This window comes from Amorphus sp. MBR-141 (genome assembly GCF_053628695.1).
Window position 1 is genome coordinate 1 of sequence record NZ_JBRJGW010000063.1, and the last position, 6,935, is coordinate 6,935.

The 6,935-nt window shown below is 65.0% G+C and carries 7 protein-coding genes; 3 read left to right on the forward strand and 4 right to left on the reverse strand.

What is annotated here, in order from left to right; all coding sequences use genetic code 11:
* Positions 1 to 1,773: type IV secretory system conjugative DNA transfer family protein (locus tag ACSSVZ_RS27690; RefSeq protein WP_453974093.1), on the reverse strand; the 1,773-nt coding region annotated here is incomplete at its 3' end.
* 349 nt (positions 1,774 to 2,122) lie between these two features.
* Entirely contained in the window at positions 2,123 to 2,707 is a 585-nt protein-coding gene (locus ACSSVZ_RS27695; protein ID WP_453974094.1) for a tyrosine-type recombinase/integrase, read from the reverse strand.
* Positions 2,708 to 3,059: 352 nt separating this feature from the next.
* Here ACSSVZ_RS27695 and ACSSVZ_RS27700 point away from each other — a divergent pair, with 352 nt between their 5' ends.
* Complete coding sequence (locus ACSSVZ_RS27700) at positions 3,060 to 3,449, forward strand: hypothetical protein (RefSeq protein WP_453974095.1); 390 nt, start codon at positions 3,060 to 3,062, stop codon at positions 3,447 to 3,449.
* Between the two features lie 70 nt (positions 3,450 to 3,519).
* A complete protein-coding gene (locus tag ACSSVZ_RS27705) occupies positions 3,520 to 3,987 on the forward strand; it encodes a DUF2569 family protein (RefSeq protein ID WP_453974096.1) in 468 nt (155 codons plus the stop codon).
* A gap of 59 nt (positions 3,988 to 4,046) precedes the next feature.
* Here the strand turns inward: ACSSVZ_RS27705 and ACSSVZ_RS27710 are convergent, their stop codons facing one another.
* Both ACSSVZ_RS27710 and ACSSVZ_RS27715 read right to left on the reverse strand, forming a co-directional pair.
* Complete coding sequence (locus ACSSVZ_RS27710) at positions 4,047 to 4,502, reverse strand: hypothetical protein (RefSeq protein WP_453974097.1); 456 nt, start codon at positions 4,500 to 4,502, stop codon at positions 4,047 to 4,049.
* Between the two features lie 128 nt (positions 4,503 to 4,630).
* Complete coding sequence (locus ACSSVZ_RS27715) at positions 4,631 to 5,821, reverse strand: thrombospondin type-1 domain-containing protein (protein WP_453974098.1); 1,191 nt, start codon at positions 5,819 to 5,821, stop codon at positions 4,631 to 4,633.
* Positions 5,822 to 6,314: 493 nt separating this feature from the next.
* Between ACSSVZ_RS27715 and ACSSVZ_RS27720 the strand changes: the two genes are divergently transcribed.
* Positions 6,315 to 6,935, forward strand: a 621-nt coding sequence (locus ACSSVZ_RS27720) for an ArdC-like ssDNA-binding domain-containing protein (protein WP_453974099.1), incomplete at its 3' end; no start/stop codon positions are given.

The window sequence follows — 6,935 nt, forward strand, 5'->3', positions numbered from 1 at the left end:
TTCCGGGGCATGGAGCGTCGGCCTGTCTCGTTGATCCGACCCCCTATGAATCACGCAACAGACGCCTTGGGAATCCTTCTCAAACGCGCTCTCAGCCCGGGACCAGGCATTCAGATGGGCGCCCAGAAGCACCCTCAGGACGCTGGCGTAGCTGCGCACCCGATCCGGCGGGATGACGAAGAAGACGCTGTCGGAGGGGCCACGGTTGGTTTGCTTGGTGCCGTCCGCGTACCTTTGGGCTTGGTAGCCGAGAGGGCCGGGAGATTGGCCAAGAGCGATCTGCACCTCGTGCATGCGAAGCTTGGCGACGAACAGACCCACATGCCATCTCTCCGAGGTGGTGGACGTGGTCTTTGCAATCGCCTCGGAGCGCCAGACATCAAGTTCGGCGCGGGCTGACTGAAGGATGCTGGAGAACATCCGGTCTGCCATCACCTCGAATTGGTTCGCGAGCTCGACGAGCATCCGGTCGTCGCTCTCGGCGAGGCGCTCACGCAGAGCGTCGTGCTCGCCCTCGCTGGCATAGAGAATGCGGACCACTTCGCGCATGTTGCGTCGCTCGGGCTCAAGGGTCCGCACGTACATGATGAGCCCGCGCACGAAGTCCCGGGCCGACTGATCCCAGAAGCGCTTCTCACCGCTGTCGGCGGGCGCGATCAGGAGATCGGCGACGACCCGGGCGTCGTCCCAGTCCTCAATAGCGTCGATGGGGTTGAAGCAGTCGGTGTCGTCGGCGCGGTCGAAGGGCGCCCACTTGAAGACGCGGCCAAACAGGTCGCGCTGCCCCTTCGTGGTGCGGTAGTTCTCGCCCTTGGGATCGAGGCAGATGACTGGGCCAGCGTAGGTCATGAGGGTCGGCAGGATGTAGCATTGTCCCTTGCCGGAACCGGTCGAGGCGATGGTGAGGATATGGCCCTCACCCTGGTGAACGATCGGGGCAGGCGGATTGACGGTTGCCGGATCCGTCTCGCCGATGAAGATCGCATCCGGCATGCGCGCGTCTTCGGGGATCACCAGGCCGGCGCGACGCAAGTCCATGCCGCCGGCAAATTTGCTCCCGCCGCCGGCGTGCATGATCCGATCGTGGAGGTCTTTCGGCGCATTGGGGATGATCAGATCTTTCAGGTACCGATTTGCCAGGTTCATATCCCGTCGGAGAACCGCGTCGACATAGTGCGAGCTTGCCCGATAGAAGGCCTTGTTCTTGGTCTTCAGGACGTCGCGGAACTCCTCGATCGCTTGGACGACATCCGCATGGGCTGCGGGCACACCCTGCAAGCTCCGGGGTGGTGCCGACACGCCCGGGCTCAACCGCCGGTCGACATCTTCGATCGCCCGAAAGCCATGGGAATGGCCGGCCCAGAGCAGATCCGTCTCCTCGTCGGGAACCTCATCCGCGGCGCCAGAGACAGGCTTACGCGTCGCGGACGGGGGTGTGCGCGTGCGAGCTTGCTGGGGCCTGGATCCGAGATCCCCAAGCCTCTCGAAGACCCGCGCTGCACCTGACTTCAGATGGTGCGCAGCCGCACCAATCTGCGCCTGCCAGCCACCTTCCTCTCCGACAGAGCCGGCCGGGTCGTGCTTCTCGAGGAAAGCAACGATCTGCAGCAGCGTCCAATAGGCGCCAGCCCAGACGAGATAGAGGCCGGTCGCCAGCAGCAGCACGGCGCCGACGGAGCCCAAGTGGCCCGGGCGGATTACGGCGCTCAGGATGAAGAAGGCGAGAAGCGGCGCGACGAGCGCCCAATACCGAAGCTTCCGTTTGATCGGCATGTCGACGGCCCCCCAATTACACCCTGCCGACCAGCTACGATGGCCGAGTCGAGCCGCAACCACAAGGTGCGGAAACCAATCGGGGATAGCATGACCGTGGCCACGCGATGTCGATGCCCGCTGCGACCGTCGCATACCGAACGGCGCCTTCGCCCTTTTGGGGGGAGCCGGCGATCGATCGGACGCAATCGCCAGACCAGACATCCGCGATGGCAATGTCCTGGCAGATGCAGCAGGACACCGTGCCCCGGCGTCGCGCAAACGCCGCTTTCTCTAACAATTCGAGGGTGTTAAGAAGGCTGCGACCGAATGTTCAATTCTGTTGCAGCGGTCAACCCCTCTCGGGGAACTATTCGTCCCACATCTTGCGGGCCATCTTGCGCTCTTCCGCACCGACGGCATCGCCGTAGATGGCCGTGGTCGACAGCGACGCGTGACCGAGCCACTTCTGCAGCAGGTTGATCGGCACGCCCCGGCTGAGGGCCGCGACGCCGAAGCCGTGGCGCAGGCCTTTGGCGGTCGCATGCGGACCGACGATCTTCGCCTTTCGCATCACTGTCGTGACGTACCTGTGAGCCGTGGCCCGATGCCACGGCCAGAGGCGCGCTTGTCGAAGCTCAGCGTCGCTTTGCCGGCTCTGGATGTCATGCACGCGCTGAAGCGCTGACAGCACCTTGGCTGAGACGGGTACGGCCCGGTGGATGTCCTCCCGGCGCTTCTTGAGGCTACGGAAGATGATGATGCCGGCGGACATGTCGATGTGGTCCGGCGTCAGCTCCAGGGCTTCGGAGATCCGGCAGCCGGTCTCCTTCAAAACGAGACAGAAGGTGAAGACCGGCCCGACGTCACGGGCCGCGGCCTTGATGAACGCCGCCCGCTCCCCGTCGCTCAGATATTTTCGGTGACCGGTCCCGTCATAGAGACTCCACTCCATATGGCCTCGCGCATAAACGAAGGCGCCATCCCCCCAAGCTGCTGTTTCCGTTGACTGAATCGTAACAACCCAAGCCGGGCGCGCGCGACCGAATTGAACATTCTGTCGCAGCTTTGGCGGGAGGGGGTGTGGCGCGCGCGCCACGTCGGCTTTGGAGCCCTGTCGGGATCGCTGCGGCTTTGCGCCTCACGGGGCCGGCAGAATGCCGCCGTCCCGCGAAGACAGACACCGACGGCTGTTCGCGAGCACGACGGCCATGCGGAAGAAGTGCGTCGGGCGCTCCGGAGGCTTGGGCTGCGGCCTGCTCTCCGTCCCGACCCTCGTCAGACGTTGCAAGCCTTGGGGGACCCGGATGACCGGAGCCACGAACAACGACGAGGCGGCCTACCTGACCTGGAAGACCCAGCGGGCCGGAACGCGGGTCGTCACCGGGGTGGCCTCGGCACTCGGGGTCGCCGCCGTCTTCGGCTGGGTCCTGCTCCTGCACAAGATCTCTCAAACCTCAGCCTTTGCGCTGCGGTACTCCGACCGGGTTCACCAACAGCTCGGCGAGTGGGGCGTGGCCGTGGGAGCGCTCACACTGATTGCGATCGTTGTGGGGATCATGGCCATTGCGGCCGTGGTGCGACCCCGTCGGGCGAAGGACGCGCTCGTCGCAAGCCTCCGCAAACGCCTGGCCGACCCCGCCGATGCGACCCAGCGGTCGACCATCGAGTCCCGACTGCGCGAGCTCGGCGCATGACGACCGACCGGACGTCCCGGACAGGGTCTCTGACGACGACGATTTTTTCACCGACACCGTGGAGGAGCAAATGACCAACTGGAAACAGCTGAGCGAAGACGACGCCAAAGCACACCGGCTTTATGGTGTGAAGGGATGGCTGCTGGTCATCCTGATCCTGATGGCGCTGGGCGCGCTCAATTCGCTCGTGTCGCTATTCACCTATTCGGAGATGCGCGCGCTCTACGGCGCCTATGCGCCGGTCTCCACGATCCTGAGCATCGTGTTCGGTCTGATCTACGCCCTGATCGCGCTCGCCGGCTTCCTGAAGGACAGCCGGTTTCCCGCCTACGTTATCCAGATGCTCTACGTCACGATGGTGGTGGCCGTGATCAACTCGGTGGCCGCGGGCCTCTTGGCGCCGGTCCAGGCCGGCAAGATGAGTGCGATCGCCGGGGGCCTGATCGGGCTTGTCCAGGGCGGCTTGCTGATCTGGTACTTCAAGGCGTCCAAGCGGGTGAACGTCACCTACTTCCACCGCGTGCGCGCGGACGAGTAGCGGTCGGTGCCCCCGCGAATGGCGTTCCGCGCAATACCGTCGGCGAGCCCTCGCAGAGCTCATCTGCATTTGTCGTAGGCGCAATAGCCGCCGCACTGGTTGTAGGTGGCCTGCCGCCCCTGGCAATCGTAGCAATTGCGGCGCTGGATGTCGGTGCCGATCTTGTGGCACACGCTGGCGCCCTTGGTGCCATCGGCATCGTACCAGTCGCCATAGTGATAGCCGCAGGATTGGGACGCGGCCCCTGATGACGAGGACGAAGACGAGGACGAGGACGACGAGCCGCCGCTGATGTTCGTCACCGAGCTCCTGAGGCTCGACACGCTGCTGCGCAGGCTGCTGATGCTGCTGCTGTTCGATGCGACCTGCGAGGCCAGCTGATCGATGCGGGTCTCGATCTGGGTCAGCCGGTTCGTCACCTCGATCCTGAACTCCTCCAGCTGGACCTGCGTCACGTCGATCTTGGCGTTCACGATGGTGAGGCCGCTGTCGATGCGGGTGCGCAGGGCGCTCATCTCCGTGTTCGCCGTGGTGCCGCGTGCGGAGTATTGCTGCGCCTCAGCGAAGGTTGGGATAAGGCTCGCGCATAGCGCGAAACTTGCAAAGCATCTATGGGAGAACAACACATCGATGAACTTTCATATTAGCAGCGTTTGTAGCAATCGAGGCGTATAACCCAACCGCCGTTCTGAATGCATGTATTGTAGTATTGGGGATTCTGCTCCCGCACCCGAGCCTGCTCGGCATAACCTGCTGGGCAATTTTTCACCGGGGATCCGTCGCAGTAAAACAGGCGCTTGAAGTCGGACGAGCAGCAGCTTTGTGTATTGCAGCTGGAGCACTGGCTGTTGGACCCACTGCATGCGGCGGTGCAGCTGCGGCTGGTGAGCGGCGTGCCGCTACAATAGCTGTTGGCCACCGTGGTCCCGTCGCTGCGGCGACACTGGGCCGTGCGGGTCTGGGTCCCGCCGTTGTTCAAGCAACTGCGGTAGCGGCATTTCTGGCCACCGCCGCAACTGCGCGAGCAACTGCCGTAGCTGCCGAAGGATGCCCAGCTGGGGCTGGCGTCGCAACTGCCCCAGTCGCTGTACGTCCAGCTGAACGAGCAGCCCGACACCTCCGTGCAGGCCTGGCTGGTCGACGGCGGGGTATCGCTGCAGTAGCTGCCCTCCACCCCAAGGCCGCCGGTGTTGCGACATTCCACCGAACGGGACTGGGTCCCCGCCCCGCATGCGGTCGAGCAGCCGGTCCAGTTCGAGGTGTACCAGCCGAACGACGGCCTGAGAGACACCCATCCGGCGCCGTCGCAGAATTCCAGGGTCTGGTCGACCGCCAGGTAGCGGATGGTGCCGGCCGTGTCGGCGCCGCATTCGGTCGCTGACCCGACCTTCACGCCGCCGGCAGCATCCACTTTGCCGCCGACGTCCACGTTGCCGACAATGGTTGCGCTCCCGCTCAGGCTGAGATCCGTGGCCTGCATGTCGCCCTCGGCGATCACGTCCGCCTTGCCGACGATGTTGCCGTCGGCGTCGACCGTCAGGCTTTCGATGCAGCCGTTGCCATTGGCCTTGGCATGGCCGTCCCCATAGAGGCGTCCCTGATCACCGCAGTCGGAGATGGCCTTCACGTCCTCTGCAATCGCCTCGATGCGGCCCTCCAGCTCGGTGTCCTTGGCGACGAGGTCCGCCTTCAGCTTCGTCGTCAGCGCCTGGAGCCGGGCGATGCCGGCCTGGCCACGGGCCATACCGCTGGTGCCGTACATGGCCTCCTGGGCGAGCGCCGCTGCTGGCATCAGCAACAGGGCCAGGCAAACTCCTTTGAACGCGAACCGCATGTGTCTTTTCCTCCGCACGTCGAACCGGTTGTGATCCGGCGTTTGCGCGAAGCCATGGCGCCCAGGGGGATCCCCGGGGGCCGCATTCCCGTTCGGGTCGGCGGATGATGTCCGCCACGCCGGTGACCCGTGATGCTTTATGGGCGGGGTCGCAAATGTCCGGCGGCGATTCCTGACAGTCTCCTGACAGGGCTCCGGCTGCGGTGATGGCGCCGAATGGTCGGGGTGGCGTGTCAGGCACTCCGTCGGCGGATGTCTTTGTCTCCCCGGTCCGTCCTCCGTCTCTCTGGTCAAGACGCCCGCATCTTTCGGCCTTGCCCCCAGATGGCAGCTCTGACCGGGGCCGCCGCCCGGTCGCAACGGCTGCGCTGTCCTCCTCTCACGTTGCGGTCCTTCGGATGCGCCGGCCGGCTCTGAGGCCCCGGTTTGTTCGAGGCCATCGCAAGGCCGTTCGAAACGCGAGCGGCCAGAGAGACCCAAGGAGGACAGACCGATGACAAAGACCAAACCCCGCACCGATGTGCACGCCACCATCACCAACACGATCGTGGCCGCGATCGAAGCCGGAACCGATGCCTGGCAGATGCCCTGGCATCGCGCAGGCGGCGCCCTCTCCCGCCCGGTGAACATCGCAACGGCCAAACCCTACCGCGGCATCAACATCCTCGCCCTGTGGGTGGCAGCCGAGACACGCGGCTTCTCCCGGCCCGAATGGGGCACCTACCGCCAGTGGACCGCCAAGGGCGCTCAGGTGCGCAAGGGCGAGAAAGGCACCATGACCGTGTTCTACAAGGACCTCACCGTCGAGCCCGACGATGCCGCCAACCAGCTTGACACCGCATCCCCCGAGCGCCGATGCGTGGCCCGCGCCAACATCGTCTTCAACGCCGACCAGGTGGACGGATGGGAGCCGGCCCCGGCCGACGTTCCCTCAGCAGGCGAGGGATTCGCACCCGTCGCAAACGCCGAAGCCTTCGTCGCCGCCACCGGTGCCGATATCCGTCACGGAGGCGAGGCAGCCTTCTGGCCTGCCCCATCGAGGTGGCCGGGGCGTAGAGTTAGAGTCCGGCGGTTAGGGCCGGCGGATGTGCCGACACGGCGCCAGGGTAAGGTG